This is a genomic window from Pseudoroseomonas cervicalis ATCC 49957 (assembly GCF_000164635.1).
Classification (GTDB): domain Bacteria; phylum Pseudomonadota; class Alphaproteobacteria; order Acetobacterales; family Acetobacteraceae; genus Pseudoroseomonas; species Pseudoroseomonas cervicalis.
The window spans coordinates 1-2,748 of the sequence record NZ_GG770977.1; the positions used below are offsets into that span (position 1 = coordinate 1).

Annotated in this window: 2 protein-coding genes; one reads left to right on the forward strand and one right to left on the reverse strand. The window is 72.1% G+C overall.

Going from position 1 to position 2,748, the window contains the following annotated elements; translation table 11 throughout:
* Window positions 1-22: 22 nt before the first annotated feature.
* Entirely contained in the window at window positions 23-1,189 is a 1,167-nt protein-coding gene (locus HMPREF0731_RS20905) for a multidrug effflux MFS transporter (RefSeq protein ID WP_007006228.1), read from the reverse strand.
* Between the two features lie 365 nt (window positions 1,190-1,554).
* Here HMPREF0731_RS20905 and HMPREF0731_RS20910 point away from each other — a divergent pair, with 365 nt between their 5' ends.
* Window positions 1,555-2,589: an amino acid ABC transporter substrate-binding protein gene (locus tag HMPREF0731_RS20910; RefSeq protein WP_007006230.1), complete on the forward strand. Its 1,035-nt coding sequence runs from the start codon at window positions 1,555-1,557 to the stop codon at window positions 2,587-2,589.
* Window positions 2,590-2,748: the final 159 nt, after the last annotated feature.

Sequence of the window (2,748 nt, forward strand, 5' to 3'; positions counted from 1 at the left end):
CGCCCGGCGTTCGGCGGCGTGGTCAGCGGCGCGGCCGCAGCCGCTCCGCCACCACCACGCCGAGGGCGCCCGCCAGCATCAGCAGCGCCATCGGCCGCGCCGTGCCATCGGCGAACTGGCTGAGCAGCACGCCGCTGCTGCCGGCCACGGTGAATTGCAGCGTGCCCATCAGCGCCGAGGCCGAGCCCGCCTGGCTGGCATGGCGCGACAGCGCCCCCACCGCCGCATTCGGCAGCACGAAGGCGCTGGCCGAGACGGCGACCAGGATCGGCCCCATCAGCACCGCCCAGTGCGAGGGCGAGGTGAAGGCCAGCAGCACCAGCACCATGGCCGAGAGCAGGATCAGCCCCCCCGCCAGCCGCACCAGCCGCTGCGGCCCGAGCCGCAGCAGCAGCATCGGGTTGAACTGCGAGGCGATGATGAAGCCCGCCGCGTTCAGCCCGAAGATCAGCCCGAAGCGCGCCGGGTCCAGCTTGAACATGCCGACGAACACCGCCGCCGAGCCGCCGACATAGGTGAACATCAGGAACATGCCGGCGCAGCCCATGGCGACATGCGCCAGGAAGTTCGGCTCGCGCAGGATCTGCGCGTAGCGCAGCAGCTGCGCCGAGGGGCCGAGCCGCAGCCGCCGCTCCGGCGCCAGCGTCTCCGGCAGCAGGCGCCAGACCAGCAGCACGGAGAGCACCGCATAGGCCGAGGAGAACCAGAAGATCGGCCGCCAGCCGCCCAGCTCGATCATCAGCCCGCCGAGGCCGGGCGCCAGGATCGGCGCCGCGCCCATCACCAGCATCAGCCGCGACATCAGCCGCGCCGCGGCATGGCCATCGGCCAGGTCGCGCACGATGGCGCGCGGCAGCACCATGCTGGCCGAGCCGCCAAAGGCCGCGACGCAGCGGAACAGCGCCAGGCTCTGGATGTCGGTGGCGAGCGCGCAGCCGATCGAGCCGGCCAGATAGACCAGCAGCCCGGCGATCAGCGGCCGCCGCCGCCCCAGCCGGTCGCCCAGCGTGCCCTGCACCAGCTGCCCGACCGCGAGGCCGAGGAACCAGGCCGCCAGCGTCAGCTCCGCCGAGCCGTGCGGCGCGCCGAAATCCGCCTCGATCGCCGGGAAGGCCGGCAGATACATGTCGGTGGAGAGCGGCCCGATGGCGGTGAGGAAGCCGAGCAGCAGGGGAAGCCAGGCAGGCATGGGGGCAGGTTCCGCGGGGCAGGACGGGGCAGGGCCGCGCGCGGCGGGGCCGGCGCGGGGAAGCCTTCGCCAATGCGCCTCTTGCTGCGCCGCCGCAAGCGCGGCGGCGCCGGGGCGGGGCGGCCATGCCCGGTTCGGGTGGCAGGGCGCGTCCGTCACTTTGCCGTGTGTGTCGCGCACACAAGCATGTTATGCTGAAATCCAAACAATAGGCAGAATTGGGACGCGACTGCCTTGTTCCTGGGCGTTGCCGGGCTGGGTTGCCCGATCCGGCGGCGTTGCGGCCTTGCGCGGCACCGGTCCGTTTCCGACACTGCCCAAGCCGCCGGTGCCACGGCACCGGCCGAAAAAACAGGGAGAGCAACATGTTCCGTACCGCCCTTGCGGCCGCTGGCGGCCTGGCCGTCGCAGCCGCCACCGCGCTGGGCCTGGCATCCCCCGCCGCCGCCCAGGCCTCGGCCGACACGGTGGGCGCCATCCGCGCCCGCGGCGCCCTGATCTGCGGCGTCACCGGCACCACCGCCGGCTTCAGCCTGCCCGACAGCCAGGGCGTCATGCGCGGCATCGACGCCGACACCTGCCGCGCCGTCGCCGCCGCCATCTTCGGCGACGCCAGCAAGGTGCGCTTCGTCAACACCACCTCGCAGAACCGCTTCACCGCGCTGCAATCGGGCGAGGTGGACATGCTGGCGCGCAACACCACCTGGACGCTGTCGCGCGAGGCCTCGCTCGGCTTCGAATTCGCCAGCATCAATTTCTATGACGGCCAGGGCTTCATGGTGAAGACCTCGCTGAATGTCACCTCGGCCAAGGCGCTCGACGGCGCCACCATCTGCGTGCAGCCCGGCACCACCACCGAGCTGAACCTGGCCGACTATTTCCGCACCAACCGCATGCGCTTCACCCCGGTGGTGATCGAGAGCGTCGAGGAGATTCGCACCGCCTTCAACTCCGGCCGCTGCGACGCCTACACCAACGACGCCTCCTCGCTCGCCGCCTTCCGCGCGACGCAGGCCAACCCGGCCGAGTATCTGCTGCTGCCCGAGATCATCTCGAAGGAGCCGCTCGGCGCCGTGGTGCGCAAGGGCGACTGGAAGTTCTTCGACATCGTTCGCTGGGCGCATTTCGCCCAGGTGACCGCCGAGGAGCTGGGCATCACCAGCCAGAACCTGGCCTCCTTCGCCGACAGCCCGAACCCCGACGTGCAGCGCTTCATGGGCAAGAGCGGCGATCTCGGCCGCATGCTCGGCGTGCAGGCCGACTGGGCGGTGCAGATCGTCCGCCAGGTCGGCAATTTCGGCGAGGTGTGGGAGCGCAACATCACCCCGCTCGGCGTGCAGCGCGGCATCAACCGCCTCTGGACCCAGGGCGGCCTGCAATACGCCCCCCCGATGCGCTGATCCGTCTGCTGCCGGTCAGGGCCGGGACGGGGGGTGCTGCGCTGGGCCGGATCTGCTCCGGCCCGGGGTGGGGCCCTCCCCGCGGCCCGCCGGCGGCTCCGGCACTGCCCTTTCGCCGCGCGCCCGCGGCATGATGTCCGGCCCGCCGCCCCGCCGCGG

Excerpts from the sequence above, each read along its gene's own strand:
- HMPREF0731_RS20905 (WP_007006228.1), bottom strand. The coding sequence starts at position 1,189 with ATGCCTGCCTGGCTTCCCCTGCTGCTCGGCTTCCTCACCGCCATCGGG.
- HMPREF0731_RS20910 (WP_007006230.1), top strand. The coding sequence starts at position 1,555 with ATGTTCCGTACCGCCCTTGCGGCCGCTGGCGGCCTGGCCGTCGCAGCC.